At 59.3% G+C, this 15,987-nt stretch carries 14 protein-coding genes; 2 read left to right on the top strand and 12 right to left on the bottom strand.

The annotated features are described in order from the left end of the window. Positions 1-49: 49 nt before the first annotated feature. The 5 genes from EDC27_RS03610 to lpxK form a co-directional block, all read right to left on the bottom strand. The gene (locus EDC27_RS03610) at positions 50-2,959 is read right to left on the bottom strand and encodes an Hsp70 family protein (RefSeq protein ID WP_123289253.1); all 2,910 of its coding nucleotides are present in this window, start codon (positions 2,957-2,959) and stop codon (positions 50-52) included. Next, positions 2,956-4,779, bottom strand: a complete 1,824-nt coding sequence (locus tag EDC27_RS03605) for an Hsp70 family protein (protein ID WP_211334764.1) — start codon at positions 4,777-4,779, stop codon at positions 2,956-2,958. The genes EDC27_RS03610 and EDC27_RS03605 overlap by 4 nt, the downstream gene beginning before the upstream one ends. 11 nt (positions 4,780-4,790) lie before the next feature. Next, complete coding sequence (locus tag EDC27_RS03600; protein ID WP_170161558.1) at positions 4,791-5,591, bottom strand: DUF2760 domain-containing protein; 801 nt, start codon at positions 5,589-5,591, stop codon at positions 4,791-4,793. 101 nt (positions 5,592-5,692) lie between these two features. Continuing rightward, positions 5,693-6,994 carry a DUF401 family protein gene (locus EDC27_RS03595; RefSeq protein ID WP_170161557.1) on the bottom strand — a complete coding sequence of 434 codons (1,302 nt, stop codon included), beginning with the start codon at positions 6,992-6,994 and terminating at the stop codon, positions 5,693-5,695. A 338-nt stretch (positions 6,995-7,332) separates the two neighbouring features. Continuing rightward, positions 7,333-8,487, bottom strand: coding sequence for a tetraacyldisaccharide 4'-kinase (lpxK, locus tag EDC27_RS03590; RefSeq protein ID WP_170161556.1), 1,155 nt, complete (start codon positions 8,485-8,487; stop codon positions 7,333-7,335). Between the two features lie 208 nt (positions 8,488-8,695). Between lpxK and EDC27_RS03585 the strand changes: the two genes are divergently transcribed. Then, complete coding sequence (locus tag EDC27_RS03585; protein WP_123289249.1) at positions 8,696-9,187, top strand: ferritin family protein; 492 nt, start codon at positions 8,696-8,698, stop codon at positions 9,185-9,187. 336 nt (positions 9,188-9,523) lie between these two features. On the opposite strand, the gene EDC27_RS03575 is transcribed toward EDC27_RS03585, so the two are convergent. The 4 genes from EDC27_RS03575 to EDC27_RS03560 all read right to left on the bottom strand — a co-directional run bounded on the left by EDC27_RS03575 (position 9,524) and on the right by EDC27_RS03560 (position 14,296). Further along, positions 9,524-10,534, bottom strand: a complete 1,011-nt coding sequence (locus EDC27_RS03575) for an ABC transporter permease (protein ID WP_123289247.1) — start codon at positions 10,532-10,534, stop codon at positions 9,524-9,526. Further along, on the bottom strand, positions 10,510-11,544 hold the full coding sequence (locus EDC27_RS03570) for an ABC transporter permease (protein WP_123289246.1): 1,035 nt from the start codon (positions 11,542-11,544) through the stop codon (positions 10,510-10,512). Before EDC27_RS03570 ends, EDC27_RS03575 begins: the two co-directional genes overlap by 25 nt. A gap of 14 nt (positions 11,545-11,558) precedes the next feature. Beyond that, the gene (locus EDC27_RS03565) at positions 11,559-13,025 is read right to left on the bottom strand and encodes an ABC transporter ATP-binding protein (RefSeq protein ID WP_123289245.1); all 1,467 of its coding nucleotides are present in this window, start codon (positions 13,023-13,025) and stop codon (positions 11,559-11,561) included. A 77-nt stretch (positions 13,026-13,102) separates the two neighbouring features. Then, entirely contained in the window at positions 13,103-14,296 is a 1,194-nt protein-coding gene (locus EDC27_RS03560) for a BMP family lipoprotein (protein ID WP_123289244.1), read from the bottom strand. A gap of 268 nt (positions 14,297-14,564) precedes the next feature. On the opposite strand from EDC27_RS03560, the gene EDC27_RS03555 reads away from it, so the two are divergent. Beyond that, positions 14,565-14,864 carry an FmdB family zinc ribbon protein gene (locus EDC27_RS03555; protein WP_123289243.1) on the top strand — a complete coding sequence of 100 codons (300 nt, stop codon included), beginning with the start codon at positions 14,565-14,567 and terminating at the stop codon, positions 14,862-14,864. A gap of 49 nt (positions 14,865-14,913) precedes the next feature. On the opposite strand, the gene EDC27_RS03550 is transcribed toward EDC27_RS03555, so the two are convergent. Genes EDC27_RS03550 through EDC27_RS16695 form a run of 3 tightly spaced genes read right to left on the bottom strand, consistent with a single transcriptional unit; the run spans position 14,914 to position 15,855 of the window. Then, positions 14,914-15,333 (bottom strand): peptidoglycan-binding domain-containing protein, encoded by a 420-nt coding sequence (locus EDC27_RS03550; protein ID WP_211334763.1) that lies wholly within the window; start codon positions 15,331-15,333, stop codon positions 14,914-14,916. Positions 15,334-15,345: 12 nt separating this feature from the next. Further along, positions 15,346-15,687 carry a chitosanase gene (locus EDC27_RS03545; RefSeq protein WP_245994285.1) on the bottom strand — a complete coding sequence of 114 codons (342 nt, stop codon included), beginning with the start codon at positions 15,685-15,687 and terminating at the stop codon, positions 15,346-15,348. Between the two features lie 33 nt (positions 15,688-15,720). Continuing rightward, complete coding sequence (locus EDC27_RS16695) at positions 15,721-15,855, bottom strand: hypothetical protein (protein ID WP_281273106.1); 135 nt, start codon at positions 15,853-15,855, stop codon at positions 15,721-15,723. Between the last annotated feature and the right edge of the window lie 132 nt (positions 15,856-15,987).

Below are 15,987 nucleotides of genomic sequence, written 5' to 3'. Positions count from 1 at the left end.
AGGGGGCTGCGCGCTGCCCGGCCGAGTTTGCCCCACCGGGGTAAGGAATTTAGGGGGATGTGTCGGACGATTCGGCTTCTGGTGTCCAAAGGCGAAGCCCCAGGGGCAGGGCCTCTCCGAACAGCCAGCTTTCCTCTTCGGGTCGAAGGGCGCTGTCGGGGTTGCGCAGCCGATCCCGGTACACTTCCGCACTTGCTCCTAGCCCATCCAGCCATCGCTCGATGCGTTCGAGAACCTCTTCCGCAACATCCCGAGCACGATCCCCAGTTTTCCTGGCCACATGGACCACCATCTGGGCTACGGGTTCCGTGACCGCGGGATGAGCCACGAGGATGCGCTCGATCCATGGGGTCACGACCTGAGGCGAGAGCACGCGGTCTGCGGGGCCGTAAAGGGGCGTGCGTGCCGCGATCCGCGTGAAGACCCACAGGAGCTGAGGGGTCGGGCGCCGCACAAGGATCCGCTTCAATACGGCGTTTCCAAGAGTTTCCTTGACATCGGTGGAAAGCCTTTCAAAATTGGCCAAAGCCATCCAGACTTCGTGCATTTCCTGAGGAAGCAGGCGCAGGCCGGATTTTTTCTTGGATTTTTTGCGCGGTTCTTCGTCGGCAAGTAGGGGGACAACTTGCTGGGCGATGTGCCACTGGCGCCCTGCAGAAAGCCCCCCGGCCACTCGCCGCCAAAAAATCCACCATTCCACACGGCATTGCACCTTGCGCGGAAAGCGCAACCCCTGCGGATACATCTTCCACACTTCCTGCAGGCGCCACTCATCTACAGGATCACCGTAGCCCGGCCGTAGGCAGTAGCCCAAAAGATTCAGCCAGCGCGCTTCATGGGCCGGACTCAGGGCGCGACCCTCTCGATGTTCCAGCAGCTCATCGGCCAAGGTACGAATGAGGCTTGTGGACCATTTGTGTCGCGGCATTTCCAAAAGGTCGCACAGATCCTTGGTGAGCTTTTCCGGGTTGCCCTCAGAAACTCCAGGTCCCAGAACCTTAGAAAAGGTGGCGGCGATTATGTCTCTGGCTTTGTGCACCACGGCTTCTTCAACGGTTTCCGCTGAAAAATTTGAGGGCGGCGGGGTCTCTGAACCCTGGCGGCGCACGTCAAAGCGCAGCCGCCACTGATGGGGCGTGTGCAGGGACCGGCACCACAATTCCAGGGTACCCACTTCGGTGAGTTTGATGGCAATTTGCACGGGAACCTGCTGTGCGGTGCTACGTTTGCCGAAACGCAGGGCCGTGCGAATGGGCGGAAGTTCCGTGACCTCTTCTGGACTCAAGGTGACCAGGTCTCCTTGAGCGTCACCCAGGCGCGTGTGAGAACTGAAAATCTGAAAGCTGGCGGGCTGATTGGTGAGCACGGCAAAGGTGGGCTTTTGCAGCACGCTTTCATACCCCTCTTCTGTGCCTCGAGGCATAAGGCACACGGCACGATGCGTCGGCGTCGTATCCGGGTCGGCGTCGGTCTCGAGATTCTCACCCGCCACCATAAGGTAATAGGTTCGTGGCGTGCCGGCCCCGACGCGAACGCCAGATCCCGTGCGCACCAGCCCGTAATAGGCGGCCCCCACGGCCACGGCCAGATCCGGCCGAGGATTGTCCAGTTCTTTCGGCATCCAGCCCGGCTCGGCTCGATCGTGAAACCATTGGCCCAAGACTTCTCGAAGGCGCCATCGAATCTTTGCCGGGCTCAAGGCGCCGCCGTTAAAGAGAATAAAGTCCGGATATGGGGCGCTGCGGCCCGTCTGTTGGCGCAGCAGTTGTTCATGGCGCCTCCAGAAGGCCGCAAGGTGCCGTGTCACGGCCGGGTCTTGCACGTAGGGCAAGCCGAATTCGGTGATGCCGGATCGTCGGCTTTCCTGAGGGTTTTCATGGTAGGACACCGGCGGAAAAAAGCCTTCCAAAATCCACTGAAACACGTCGTCGCGGGTGAGGGTGCCTTTCAGCGTGCCGGCAATGAGTTTGCCTCCCGTGCCCATGATGGTGACATCGAAGCGGTCTTTGCCGGCCTTTTCAGAAAGGAGCGCTTCCTTGGCCTGTCGACAGCCATGGCACAGCTGATGCCAACGCTGGGCGTCCAGTTTGCCCGGCGCGCCCAAAAGATTCATTTCCAGGCGGCGGGCCAGGGTGAGGTCCATATTATCGCCGCCCAGCATGAGGTGCTCGCCAACGGCGAGCCGGTCGAAGCGAAGCCCAGAACGGCCGGAACGCACGGCGATAGCCGTAAAGTCGGTGGTGCCGCCTCCCACGTCACAGACCAGCACCAGTTGCTGTGGTTGCACCTGGTGTTCCCAGGAATCTTCATGGGCGGCCAGCCAGGCGTAAAAGGCAGCCAAAGGTTCTTCCAGAAGCACCACTTTTTTCAGGCCGGCTTGAGAAGCGGCTTCCACGGTGAGTTCCCGGGCCACTTCGTCAAAGGAAGCGGGCACGGTGAGGATGACCAGTTGTTCTTCCAAAAGGTTTTCTTCGTCCTCGGGCCCTTGCGCCATGACGTGATTCCAGGCTTCTCTCAGGTGCTGCAAGTACCGTGCAGACGCTTCCACAGGGGACATTCGCGGAATGTCTCGGGCCGCTCCCCACGGCAAAATGGGAGCCTGCCGGTCCACGGCGGCATGGCACAACCAAGATTTGGCGGAAGAGACCAGGCGGCCTGGAACCAAGGCCCCTTGCTCTCGAGCGAACTCACCTACGGCATACGGCCGGGACGGATCCCACGGCAGCGCCGTGGCCCCGGCCGGAAGATCATAGGACCCCGGAAGGTACAGAAAAGACGGAAGCAAAGGCCTTCTGGCCGTTTCTCCGGGAGCCACCAGCTGAGGTACGGAAAAGATGCGAATGGCCGCAGAAAGCCGTTCCTGGTCGGCCCGCCTGCAGTCCACGTAGGCCATAGCCGAATTGGTGGTACCCAGGTCGATGCCCACCACGTATCGGGACGAAATAGGTTCCATCATCATGAGGAATGACTAGACTCTCGCAGGTTGAACTGAAGTTTCCAGCGGCGTTCGGGGTCGTCGCGGTGCACACACCACAGTTCCAGCACGCCAATTTCCGTAAAGGTGGCTTCCAGCCTCACGGGCACGATGGTGCCGCCCGCTTCGGTTTCCGTCGGCGTGAGCTCTGTTTCCACGGTGACCACTTCGGTGATTTCTCCAGCCCAGTCTTCTACCACTTCGCCGGCAGGATCTTCCTTGCGCGTGGTAGAGGCCAGCAGAGGAAACACGGCCGGTTCACCCACCACAAGGCCGAAGTCTCGATCTTGCACGCTCAGGGTGCTACCCTCTTCCAAGCCAAAGGGGACCACGCACAAGGCCTTGACCGGCGTGGGCACGCCGGGCACCGCCGGCAAGGCCGATTCAATGCCAATGTAATAGCTTCGTGAGGCCCCGGCGCGAATGCGCAAACCTCGACCTCGGCGCACCTGTCCGTACGCGACCGCGCCCTTGGCCACGGCCAGGTCCAAGTCTTGCCCGGGTAATTCCTGAGGCGGTGCGGATGGGTACCAGCGCGCCAGGATGTTCAGAACGCGATGGCGCACTAGATCGGGTTTCATGACCCCTCCGTTGAACAACACATGGGTGGGCGCCTTGGGCGCGTTCATGCCCGGCCCATGAAGATGGCGGGACAAAAAGGCGGCCAGATGCCGCGTGACGGCCGGGTCGGATTCGTAAGGCAACCCCATTTCCCGCACACCAACCTTGGTGGATGCCCCGGGCTGCGCATCTAGGGGGCAGTCTGGGAAAAAGCCGTCCAGAAGAATCTGTTCCAGTTCGTTGCGGGTGAGTTCCGTGCGCAGGGTGCTTGCGATGAGCGAGGTGCCTCGGCCCAGTATGGTCAAAGGCACACTGTCCAGGGCTGGTTGGCTCAAGAGTTTTTCCTTGGCGTGGCGGCACTGATGCCACAGACCGCGAAACTGCCAAGCGTCCAGCGTCGTGCCCGAGGCGGCCAGTTTGGCTCGCACTCCGTGAGCCAGAGCCAGATCCATGTTGTCGCCGCCCAAGAGCAAATGGTTGCCCACGGCGATGCGCCGAAGCCCCAAAGCACCGTCCTCTTCAATGACTTCAATGAGGCTGAAGTCTGTGGTGCCACCTCCCACATCGCAGACCAAAATCACGTCCCCGACGTGAAGAATATCTCGCCAGGTATCATTGTGGACCGCAAGCCACGCGTAGACGGCCGCCTGTGGTTCTTCCAGCAGGGTGATGTGTTCCAGGCCGGCGGCGCGGGCGGCTTGCACCGTAAGTTCCCGGGCGACGGCATCAAAGGAGGCCGGCACGGTCAAGTACACGTCCTGATGTTCCAAAAGATGGTCCGGGTTGTCACGGGCCATCACGTGGTTCCAGGCGTCTCTGAGATGCCGAAGGTACAGGGCGGAGGCGTCCACAGGCGACACCTTGCGCACATCCTTGGGGCTGTCCCACGGAAGAATGGGGGCCGTCCGGTCCACTCCCGTGTGGCACAGCCAGGATTTGGCCGAAGAGACCAAGCGGTTGGGAAGTTCGGAACCCCGTTCTCGAGCGAATTGGCCCACGACCCAACCGGGATCGCTGGACCAAGGCAGAGCCAAACTGCCGGCTGGCACGTCGTGAGAGCCCGGCAGGAATAGAAAGGACGGCAGAAGCGGCCGCGGCTTCACTTCGCCGGGCGCCACCACTTGGGGAATGGGCGCGATACGAATGTCTTGATTTCCGTGGGCGACGGTCTCTTCTGCCGTCCATGCCAGGACTGAATGGGTGGTGCCAAGGTCGATGCCCACAATGAAAGGCGAATGCAGCAAACCAAGCCTCCTTATTCCGCTTCCGTGATTTCCACTTCTGCCGGAGCCACAATGCGCTCTTTGCCCAGCTGCGCCGTCAACTTGGGCAACTGCACCGATCGCACGCGCCAGCCTCGATGCCGCAGTACACCGCGAAATGGGGGATCCCCAGAGACTTGGCCCGTCAGCCGAATGGCCGCGGGGTCAAATCCCGACGGCACGGTGACCACAGCGCCTTCCTCCTGAACCATGACGGCTTCCAGCTGCACACAGTCGGCCAGAGCCGATTTGCAGGATTCATGGATGCTACGCACCGCCGCCCCGATCTGCGCATCGTCGTATCGGCTCAGGTCTTCTTGAAGAAAGTCGATGAATCGCCCCTGCCTTTGCAGGACGGAAAGCATCTGCACCGCACCCACGGTTTTGGGATCCATGTCCGTCGGCAGGACTTCCGAGTCGCCGGGTTCACGCCGAGACGACGCAGCCGGAGTGGACACGGCGGGCGTTACGGTTTTCGCCAAGGCCTGATTCACCGCGCGGCGTCCCATGGCCTGCACCACAATCCAAAGAAACAGCGTGCCCACACCGCCCAAGCCAAAGATGACCCAAGGGGCGTACTGCCGTGTCTGCTGAATCAGGTTTTCCAGGCGGGAGAGGGCTGCCGCCAGATCGGGGGGCACCACAGCACCTTGACTGCCGCCGAAGGGTTGAAGGCAGGTAAGAAAGCTCTGAAGCCCTTGCTGCACGATCCAGAAAAAGGTGGCCAGCACCACGCCTTGGAAAAGGACGCTGGCAATGAAGGTCTGCAAAGTGAACCGAGATTTTAGCTGCATGGTGATCCTCCGCGATGTCATGAATGCCCATGGGCCCCGAGGCCGCAACAACCCAGCTTACCGAAAGATTTCGGTGGAAACAAGGGACCCCAAAGCCGTTGTCACAACAAGTGTCGAAGAAGGAAAAAATAGACGATGCTGCAGCCCATGAGCACGGCGCAGGGGCGGGCCACCAGCCGAAGGACTTTCATGAGGTGTGTGCCGAAGTACTCGTTGGAAAGCAGCAGGCACAGGTGCATGGGAGACAGCAACACCCCCACAAAGCCGCTCACCAGCGCCAGCATCATGTAGCTCAGCACGGCATGGCTTTCTCCAAAGCTGTGCACCAAGGAAATGAGAATGGGAAAGGTGGTCCCCACAAAGGCGATAGTGATGCCCACCACCATGCCCACAAGAAAGGGAAGAATCACGGTGATGGGAAGAATCGGAATTTTCATAGCCAGAAGCTCAGAACTGATGGCTTGCACGGCATGGGCATCATCTAAAATGCCTTTGAAAACCAATATGGTTCCAACCATGTAAAACATGTCCCATAACTGGCGGCGTTTCAAAATCTGCCATCGCTTTGCGGCATCGAGGCGGCCTGTGTGCCAGACCCAAAGAATGCTGGCGCCGAGGGCGACGATGAGGCCCAGTTCCTTGGTGATGGTCACCGAAGGTGAAAGGGTCATGGAGAACACCAATCCCAGTCCCAGGCCGCCCACGATGACCATGGCGATGGGCGTCAATTCCCGAAGAAAAGGCCAAAGGGAAGGGCGGGTGTGGTGAATTGCCGACTTGTGGGAATCGGACGTGTCCTCGCCATGCTGGGCAAAAGACAAGGGAAGATACCCTGCGGCCAGGGCCACGACGGTCATGGGAAAGAGAGCTAAAACGAACACCCACAGATTCAGCGAAGCCAGTGTAGTGGTCAAAAGCACTCCGGGATACAGAGGCCACCAGTATTCCCATATGTGCCGAAACCAGTAGTTGATGTAGCTCAGCTGATCCCCCGTGAACCGAAAAGATCGACCCAACGCCTTGACCATGGGCGCCGAAAAAATGGCCCCGCCGGGCATAGGCAAAAGACCGATGAGCGACGGAAAGACCACCAGGTTCACCCGTGGCGTTCGCACCAATCCCTGAAAGTTGGCCAAAAGTCGTTGCATCTGCCCCACCGCTTCCAGGCTGTGGCTGAGGACCAAAATGAGCGAGACGACGGCGGCGAGGGAAAGGGTCTTGGCATGGGTAAAGGATCGAAACACCGATGTGGCCACGTCCACGGGGCCCAAACCAAAGAGAAAGCCCAGCGTGACGGATCCCGCAAAGAAGGCGTGGCCCAAAGAAACCCCCTTGCGAATGGCGAAAAGCATGCCGAAAAAAACAAAAAGCACCCGCACAAGGGCAGGGATGTGATCCAGCACGAAGATTTCCTCCTTTGTTTCAGAGCATCTCGGCTCTTTGGAACATTCATTGGCCATCCCCGCACGGTTTGCCTCCGCTGAAACGGGGAATTGTGGCATTTGAGCGAGGGCTCGCCTCCGCTCCATCATCACTTGTCATTCCCGCGGTAGCGGGGATCCAGCATGTCCAGCAGGTTATGGACTCCCACTCTCCGTTCGTGCCGGAGCCCGCCTTGCGGCAAAAATCCCCTCTTAAATTCTCGAAAAGGCTCCTGGCCGTTGGTTTGAGAACGGCCTTTCGAATTCCTTTTCCACGAGCGGCGCATGACGGCGCGATGCGGTGTCCCGCCGAGCGTCGATCATCCTTGTTTATTGACCGAACAGGCGGCATGGGATGGTTCACCCGTCCCGTTTCGCTCGGCCGTGCCCGACGACGAAGGCGCTGTCATGACAAATTCTTCAAACCGCTTCGAATCAGCTCCAAAATCCAGATCCATGCGAATGAAAACGGCCCGCTCGGCCAGGGGACCAGGAAGCCGCACGGCGTCTTTTTCTGTGGTGAGAATCCAACGAGCCTTGGTGACCCGCAGGGACGCCAAAAGGGAACGCATCTCCAGCGCGCTCCACCGATGATGATCCGAAAAGGCGACCGTGCGCGCGCAGGGAATTCTCATCGCCCGAACTGCCGAAAAGAACCGCTCAGGTCTCGCAATACCCGCCACCACCACGCACGGATGTTCCACAATGTCCTGAAAAGGCACCTCTTCAGCCGTCTTTGCCTTGAAGAAGCCACCGAGGATCGGAACGGCTCGAAAGCAGGGTTTTTCGTGGAATCCTGACGCTTCGACAACCTTTCGGCATGCCACGGCGTCGTGGGCTTTTCCCACAAAAACCAGGGCATGGGCCCTGGAGAGATGGGCCGGGGGTTCTCGAAGTGGCCCCGCCGGAAGGAGACGGCCGTTGCCCAGGGGACAAGCCGCATCCAGGACGACGATGTCCAAATCCCGGTGTAATTGCCGATGCTGAAACCCATCGTCCAGAAGCACCACGTCAGGGTGGTGCTGAGCCAAAGCCTGCAGCGCTGCCTGAAAACGATCGGCACCCACCCATACGGGCACTTGGGAGAGACGGCGCGCTAAAAGTACGGGCTCATCCCCAAAACGGCGCGCGGCCTCCTGAGTGGAACCGTGCAGCGTTACGTGAGCCACTCCCGAGTCCGCGCGCCCGTAACCTCGGCTTACGATGGCCACGGAAACACCGTTTTTCATAAAACGCCGCGCCAGCCATAGGACGGTCGGCGTTTTTCCCGTGCCGCCCACGGCGATGTTGCCGACGCTAATAACCCGGCACGGCAGCATTCGGCTTCGGTTCCTGCGTCTTCGCTGATTCCAAAGAAGTCCGCCTCGGTATAGGGATTCCAGGGGCCATAGGCACGCCGTCAAGAATCGGCGGCCAATATGATTTGGCGCCCCGTCCCAGAGCCATTGCGCGAAAGCATGGGCGTGCCTTTTCATGGCCATCCTCGTTTTCTTCCCAGCCGTAAGCGTTTCCTTTTACTCAATTGCCCTGCAAGGAACAAGTGCCCTCGTGCGTTCGCCTTGACAGCCAAAAAGGCTCAGACCATAGTACCGCTTAGCAGGAAAAAGCAGCGCAACCACGGTGAACGGACGGATTCTTTCTGAATGATGGGCCGAGAAGCGCGGTCTGCAGGAGGCTAACGCCATGTTCAGCGCCGAGGAAGTGCTCAAGATGGCGGTTCGTATTGAAGAAAACGGCGAAAAATACTATCGGCGAGCCATGAAGCTGCAAAAAAACCCATCATTGCGAGACATCTTGCGCGATCTTGCGGAAGACGAATCCCGTCATGCACAGTGGTTTAATGAGATGCGCGGACGCCTGAGCGCAGAGGAAGGAGAAGACCGCTGGGTCCGTGAAGTGACCGGAGACCTTCTGCAGTCCATGATCGGGGACCAGACCTTCAGCCTCAAAGAGGTGGATCCGGCCCAATTGGACAGCCTGGAGAAGATTCTAGAAACGGCCCTGGAATTCGAGAAGGACAGCATCCTTTTCTACGACATGCTCACGGGGTTCATGGACGAGGGGGAGAGCGCTCGAGCCCTGCAGGAGATCATCGCGGAAGAAAAACTTCACGTGGAAATTTTGGAGGCGCGCTTGAAGGCGCTGAGCCTGCAGCCCGTGGACACGTCCTCCTGAGCTCGCTACCCATGGGCATCGTCCCCGCTGAAACGCAGGCCGCTGGCACGCACAACCAGGGGGCGAGGACGCCCACTTTCACGAGCGGTACCGCCCCCGACATGGCAAGGTCGCTGTAGGGTGGCCTGTGTTTCCGCCCGCAAAGACCCGACCTCATGTGGCCCCTTGCCCGTTAATGTGCGCTGCGAGCCGTCAGAGGGAAGGCCTTTGGCCGTGGGCAAACCTTCGGACCGGCAGGAGCCGATCACTCCGTGGAACTCCTCCCTGAAAAGCGAAGCCTTCTGGCTGTAGCAACAACACAGGTTTTTTGCGGAAAACCATGTTGCTCGGGGTGCCTCACAATGGGTTTTCGGGAAGAGCAGGCCGGCCGAGGGCTTGAGGAGCCCGCGCCCTTAAGGACCGTAACAGCCGTCCCACCCAAGGTCTTGTGGCGGCCCAGCGTTCCATTTCCGGTCTTTCCCCCAGGTGCATGAAGACCAGAGTGAAGATCATGAACGGAAACGGCGCGGTTTGAAACACCTGCGACGGAATGGAAGGCCACAGGCCCTGCAGCGTGATGCCGAGCATCTGCAGCAAGGCGAAAAGGTAGGCGCCCAAGGCCACCTTGAGAGGATGCCAGCCGCCGAAGATGACCAGGGCCAAAGCGATCCAGCCGATACCTTCGGCGCCTTGAGGCCGCCCCCAGCCGGGCTTCACACTCAGAGAAAACGCCGCGCCAGCAAGCCCCACAAGAAGCCCTCCAAGCACCGTCACCCCGAACTGTACGCGCCGCGCATGAATCCCCCGAGCATAGGCGGCTTGAGGATTTTCCCCGACGGCTCGAAGCACCAGCCCGAGGCGCGACCGGTAAAGAAAGATCCATGTGGCGGCAAGGCACAGCACGGCGCCGTAAGTCACCGCGGTGTGTTGAAACAGGGCGGGACCCAGGCCCGGAATGTCCTTGAGCCACGGCACGGGCATCGTGGGCACCTGCGGCCCAGGCAGGCGGGCGTAGGCGTTTCCCAAAAAATACGCCAAATCCTTGGTCATGAGGGTGATCACGAAGCCCACGGCCACCTGAGATTGGCCGAGATGAAGACTCATGAACGCCACCACCGCCGCCGCCATGGCTCCGGTCAGGGCTCCGACGCCGAATCCGACAATTAAGGACTGGGTTTTCAAGGCGGTGATAAAGGACGCCATGGCGGCCAGAAGAATGGTGCCGTCCAGGGAGAGGTTGATGATGCCCGCTTTTTCCGTGAGGGTTTCCCCCATGGCGGCCAGCACCAAAGGTGCCGCGCCAGCCAGAAGGCTTGCTACAAAAAGGGAAACATGCCCATCGCTCACGACGATTTGCTCCGCTTCCATGCCATGCCTTGCACCGCCAACGCTGCCAGAACCAGGCTGCCCTGAATAACGCCGGCCAGCGAAGAATCCAAGCGCAGCATCATGGGCAATTGAATGCTGCCTACATTCAGAGCGGCAAAGAAAAAGGCGATGAAGGGAATCATTGACCAGCGTTCTCTGGCAAGCATGACCACCAGTAGTGCCAAGTATCCGTACTGGCTAGAAATGTTTGGAATGAGCCGGTGATAGACGGCCAAAGCCTGGTAAGCTCCGGCCCACCCGGCCAGAGCGCCGGCCAAAAGCATGGCCAGCAGCATCCATCGAGATGGGCTCAAGCCCAGAAGATGCGCTGCCTGCGCGTTTCGGCCGACGGCTTTCAACGCCAGCCCGAGGCGCGTGGCGCGCAACATCCAGGCCGTAAATCCCATTAGGGCCGCGGTGGCGCCCAGCGCGTAAGGGGACACGTGCCATCCGGCGAGCCCCGGAAACCAATAGGCTTCGGCAAAGGTTTCCGTGCCACTCATGCTGGCGATTCCCGGCTGTTTCCATGGACCGAAAATGAGCCACAAAACCAGACCTGTGGCGACGAAGTTGAGGCCTAAGCCGGCAAAAATTTCATTGACTCCGGCTTGCGTCTTGAGAAGCCCCGCAGCCAACGCCCACAGTCCGCCGCACATGGCGGCCCCGACAAGGGCTGCGGGGAGCACCAGTTCCGAAGGGGCGCCCAGGCCCCAGCGTACCACGGCCGTGGCACCCACGGCGCCCAGCGCAACCTGACCTTCCACGCCGATGTTCCACAACCCGATGTGAAACGTGTACAGAAGGCCAAGAGAACACAGGGTCAAAGGGATCCAGACGCGAAACACCTGGGCCAGTTTTTCCCAGGATCCCAAAGATCCCAGCAGCATGTGGCGGTAAGCGTCCCAGGGAGAGACGCCGCTCAGGGCCACCACGGCGGAACTGAGGCCTAGGGCCAGGACCAGAATCCAAAAAAGATGACGAATAGTTTCTCGAAACGATGGTGTCTTCATGTTTTCCTTTGATGTCACAGTGACAGTCGGCCGGCAATGGCAGCACCCACAAGGTCGGGGTGCGCGTCCTGAGCGTCCACATCCAGCACAATGCGTCCGTTATAGAAAACGAGCACGCGGTCTGAAGCCATGAGGATCTCGTCTAGTTCGGCGGAACTGAAAAGGATGGTCACGCCGGAGTCGGCCAAGCGCAGCAGATGTTTCCAGACCCAGTGTGTGGATTCCACATCGAGCCCTCGCGTGGGCTGTTCCAGCAAAAGCACGGAAGCGTCGGAAGGGATGAGGGAAAGGAGCAGGCGCTGCTGATTTCCTCCCGAAAGGGCGTCGGCATGGGAATTAGCGGAGCCTCGAATGCGAAACTGCTGCACCTTTTGTTCGGCCAACTGACGCGCCTGATGCCAGGGTACGCGAAGGCTCGGGGTGCAGGCGGCCAAAGCGAAATGTTCCGTGAGGGTGAGGCCCGCGATGAGGCCTTCTTCCAGGCGGTTTTCAGGCACGAACGCCACGCCGCGCCGTCGAAAGGCGTGGTAAGACCATCCCGTGCAATCGTCCCCAAAAAGGCGAAGGTGCCCGGATGTGGAGCGCTGCAGTCCGGCAGCGAGCCGTAAAAAAACGCCTTGGCCGCTTCCTTCCAGCCCCGCCAGGCCCACCACTTCTCCTCGACGAAAGGTGGCCGTTGCCTCATGCAACCCCGCTCGCCCACCTGAAGCGCTCACCTGGAGAAATTCCAAGCTGACATGCTGAAAGGTTCGAGTGGACTTATGCAAAGGGGCCGGGGGCGTGCCGAACATGAGGGGCAGAATGTCTCGGGCGTCGAAGGGAGCGCTCAGGGATCCCGTCACCTGCCCTTGACGCAACACGGTGACGTGTTCGCACAAGCTTTCCACATCCTCCAGCTTGTGCGACACGAGCAGCACGGTCTTGCCTTCTTTGGCTACGCGTCGCAAAGCGCGAAACAAAAGTTCCTTTTGGGCCGCGGAAATGCCCGTGGTGGGCTCATCCAGAATAAGCAGCCGGCATCCCAAGGACAGCAGGCGTACCAATTCCAATTGCTGGCGTTCTCCCAGAGTCAGGGACTCCATCGGGGCTTTGGGATCGAGATAAAAACCGAAAGCGCGACACAGGGAATCCAGAAGGTTTGCCCAGGCCTTGGCGGATTTTCTTGGATGGGCAGGCTGTCCTACCCTGAAGTTTTCCAAAACAGTAAGAGGTGGAAAATCCAGTGGGTCCTGATACAGCATGCCGATGCCGGCTCGAAATGCTTCGGCCGGATGCGCAAACGCCACCGCGCGCCCGTCCAAGAGAATTTCTCCGGAGGATCGAGGTGTGGCTCCGGCGAGAATCTTCATAAGGGTGCTCTTACCGGCACCGTTCTCTCCCAACACACCGTGGATGGTGCCGGAACGCACGTGCAAATCGATGCCTCGATTGGCATGCACCGGTCCGTAAAACTTATGTATTTTCCGAAGTTCAATCTCCATGGCGCTCCATGGGAAAACGAGAGGCGGCCCGCTGGCTTCAGCGCACCGCCTCCAAAATGGCCTTCGCTTTCGGCCCCTTATTTGGCGCTACTTGGGCCTTCCATGCCCTGCAGAAGCTGTTTCATGGTCCAGATGTCATGATCGGATGCCGTGGCTTCCGCCGGTACAAAAACGGACCCGTCCTGATAGTACAGAGGGCCGGTAAACAAGTTAAGTGTTCCGGAAGCTAGATCCGCCACGAAGCCGTCCAGGGCTTTCGCCACGTCGGGGCTCAAGGCTGGTCCCTTCGTGAACCCAAGGGAACTGGTGTCTTCATTGTTCAAGTCCTTCCAATCTGGTCCCAGCCACAGCCATTGGGATTTCCATTGACCCGACATGGCCGTCTGCACAAGGGAGACGTAGCCCGGCCCCCAGTTGTAGTATGGCACGCCCAGGCAGGCGTCGGGAGCGGCCTCACAGCTGCCTTTGTAATCGTAGGGCACGGCCCAGACCTTTCGGCCTTCCTTACGCTTTTGGGAAGCCACGATCAGAGCCTCTGTGGTATCAATGCCAGAAATGACCACATCATAGCCGCTGTTGAAAAAGTTCTGCGCCACCTGCGTGGGATCGGCCGTGACCCCGGGAATATTGAACCAAAAACCGATCCAGGTGACCTTAAAGCGCAATTTGTCCGCCGGTTCCTTGCGCACTTTGCTCCAGGCATGGCGGGCTCCCAAATAGGTCGCCGCCGCCAACCGGCGGGTTTCTTCGTTGATGAGCGGGCCCAGGTAGCCGATCTTGCCCGTCTTGGTGGTGAGTGCCGCCACAAAGCCGGCCATCATTTTGCCGTATTCCATGCGCACCATGAGATTGGACAGGTTTGAAGGGGCCTTGCCTGTCAGAACATCGTCTCCGGACACATGGACGAAATAGGTGTCCGGATGCTGAGCCGCAGCTTCGCGAATGCCGTCCTTCATGTCGTCCGAATTGGCGATGACTAGCTTAGCCCCTTTGGCCACCAGATCGTCCACCACCTGGGGGATGGTAATGCCCGGTCGATCCGAGGGGTTGACCTTGTCGATGTAAAGCATCTTGGTGCCAGGAATTTTTCGTTCCACATACAGGCCCGCATCGTAGTGCGCCTGGCTCCAACCCTTATCATTGTAAGGCCCCACGAGAAGCAGCCCGAAAACAAAGGGCTTCTCTTGGGCTCGCGCCGGCATGGCAGACCCCAAAAGCGCTGCAGCCAGCAGCGGGATGCTCCACATCCCTAAACGTGTTCGGCTTCGCATGATTTCCCCTCCACTGTGGTCGGCGCGCCGCAGTTCAATCTTTAGTTTTCCAATTTAATTTGTCCACTCGGTTCGGCACCGCGGCCGAACGGCGCGATTCTAAAGAAAAAGGCTTGGGAATGCAATCGCCGGTTCCCCTAAAAAACCTTTTTTTCCGATAGGTCGGTGAGCCTTGACAAGGAGACATCGAACCTTATAATGCCCATGAAACATCTTGTGCGTCGCACACAAGGTTATTCCGCCCCAATCGGTAAGGAGGTTGTAGGTTATGCCCATCTATGAATACGAATGCACACAGTGCGGTCAGATCACCGAAGCCATGCAACGCTTTTCCGATCCGCCCCTGACCCAGTGTTGCCATTGCCATGGGCCGCTGCGCAAGATGATTTCCATGAGCACGTTCCACCTCAAGGGATCCGGCTGGTACGTGACGGATTATGCGGGAAGAAAACAAAACGACAATTCGCATGCCAAGAAGAGCGCCGACGCGGGATCCAGCAGTTCCGATAGTTCCTCCTCTTCGACGCCCTCGTCTTCAGGGACGTCTTCATCGTCGTCCAGCGAATGACAGCCTTTAAAACTGCGCGAAAAGGCGGGCTTCTGCCCGCTTTTCTTGTTTAGTCCTCCAGCCCCAGGGCCGCTCGCGTTGCCGGTCCCACCATGCTGTCCACTTTGAGGTGTCCCGAAGCCTGTTGAAAAGCTTTGACGGCCCGTGCCGTCTCGGGCCCGAACACGCCGTCGAGGGTCACGCGATGGCCCGCTCTGACCAGAGCTTCCTGAAGCCGGCGCACATCCTCGCCGCGCATGGCCGGCGTTTGCAGCCGAAGAATGCGTGCCGAGTCCGGTTCTTCGGCGGAAACGCGCACCGAACCCTCCAGCAGCACGGAAGCGTCAATGAGCGCGCCGTGGACCACGAACGGCAATTCCAGGCCCCACTTGTGCTGGTCCATGAGGCTTCGAAAGCTTTCCATACGATACACGGTTTTTTGAAGCAGGGTGTTGCTGTGTTGCGCGAGCCAGTCCCGGCGGCGGCGCACTTAGCCTTCGATTCAGGCCTTTTCCCCCACATCGGACGGACTTCCTAACTGCGCCGTGGTGAGATCGCGAAGGCGCAGCCAGGATCCATGCACGCGGCTGTCGTAGACCACGGAAACACCTAATGCCGATGTGATGTGAAGATTGGTCGAAGACGTGAGACTCGGTTCCCAATAGATGCGATCGAAAAAGCGATCCTGACAGTCCCGCATCACTGGATCCTGGCCTGCTTCCCGCAGAAGTCCCTTGGGGCGATCGTCAAAGTTAAGAGAGCGATCCCGATGGGCTAGCCGATCCAGGTAGATGGAAAGTTCTGAGCCAAAGGCGGCATCCGAAACGGCGCAGTAGTTCCGCACCAGCAAGTAAAGGTTTCTGCTGGCCAAGGTGGTTTAGGATCGGCCGAAGGTCAATTCGCCGGGATCCTTGGGATGATAGGTGACTTGACCGTAGTCGCCCTGAGGGCGACCGGTTTCAAAGACGTTGACGATGGCCTGGGCGGCCTTTTTCTGCAGTTCACTCAGCATGTTCGCGTCCTTTTTTCCTTCGATCCTATCCTAGGCATGGCATTCGTGCTATGCAGGCCAGACTGAATAGCGTTCATTTTATCCTCGGGGTATTTGAAGAGACAATCCGCGGTCCTTGGAAAGGCACAGAGG

The organism is Desulfosoma caldarium, assembly GCF_003751385.1.
In the GTDB taxonomy this organism is placed as follows: domain Bacteria; phylum Desulfobacterota; class Syntrophobacteria; order Syntrophobacterales; family DSM-9756; genus Desulfosoma; species Desulfosoma caldarium.
This window is presented reverse-complemented; position numbering and strand designations above follow the sequence as displayed.

Coding starts and splice junctions, on each gene's coding strand:
- EDC27_RS03585 (WP_123289249.1), top strand. CDS start 8,696: ATGTTCAGCGCCGAGGAAGTGCTCAAGATGGCGGTTCGTATTGAAGAA.
- EDC27_RS03570 (WP_123289246.1), bottom strand. CDS start 11,544: ATGAAGACACCATCGTTTCGAGAAACTATTCGTCATCTTTTTTGGATT.
- lpxK (WP_170161556.1), bottom strand. CDS start 8,487: ATGAAAAGGCACGCCCATGCTTTCGCGCAATGGCTCTGGGACGGGGCG.
- EDC27_RS03610 (WP_123289253.1), bottom strand. CDS start 2,959: ATGATGATGGAACCTATTTCGTCCCGATACGTGGTGGGCATCGACCTG.
- EDC27_RS16695 (WP_281273106.1), bottom strand. CDS start 15,855: ATGCTGAGTGAACTGCAGAAAAAGGCCGCCCAGGCCATCGTCAACGTC.
- EDC27_RS03560 (WP_123289244.1), bottom strand. CDS start 14,296: ATGCGAAGCCGAACACGTTTAGGGATGTGGAGCATCCCGCTGCTGGCT.
- EDC27_RS03565 (WP_123289245.1), bottom strand. CDS start 13,025: ATGGAGATTGAACTTCGGAAAATACATAAGTTTTACGGACCGGTGCAT.
- EDC27_RS03555 (WP_123289243.1), top strand. CDS start 14,565: ATGCCCATCTATGAATACGAATGCACACAGTGCGGTCAGATCACCGAA.
- EDC27_RS03600 (WP_170161558.1), bottom strand. CDS start 5,591: ATGCAGCTAAAATCTCGGTTCACTTTGCAGACCTTCATTGCCAGCGTC.
- EDC27_RS03575 (WP_123289247.1), bottom strand. CDS start 10,534: ATGGAAGCGGAGCAAATCGTCGTGAGCGATGGGCATGTTTCCCTTTTT.